This is a genomic window from Leifsonia sp. HAY1-4F, from assembly GCF_056755275.1.
This window is the reverse complement of the sequence record NZ_JBNDHX010000328.1, coordinates 1-265: the sequence shown is the minus strand read 5'-3', so window position 1 is coordinate 265 and position 265 is coordinate 1. Positions and strand designations below refer to the sequence as shown.

Sequence of the window (265 nt, the reverse complement as noted above, 5' to 3'; positions counted from 1 at the left end):
GTCCGAGCCCTTGGCGTCATCGAGCGACTGCACGAGGGTGAAGTTGTAATGGCCGTTGTCGGTGTCCGACACCGTCGCGTAGAAGACGACGTTGGATGCGGAGATCGCCGTCGGAGCGGCCTCGCCGGTATAGCCAACCAGAGTGCCGTCGGCCAGCAGCGCCGTATGGACGGCAAGACCGTGCGAGCTCAGCGCTTCACCATCCTGGCCCTGCGCCGCGACCGTTGCACTGGTGAAGGCAACCGAGCGATCGCCGGCGCCCGAC

At 66.4% G+C, this 265-nt stretch carries 1 protein-coding gene; it reads right to left on the bottom strand.

Features of this window, described 5'->3' with window-relative positions; translation table 11 throughout:
* On the bottom strand, positions 1-265 hold a 265-nt coding region (locus ACPYOG_RS19710), incomplete at both ends, for a hypothetical protein (protein WP_481295811.1).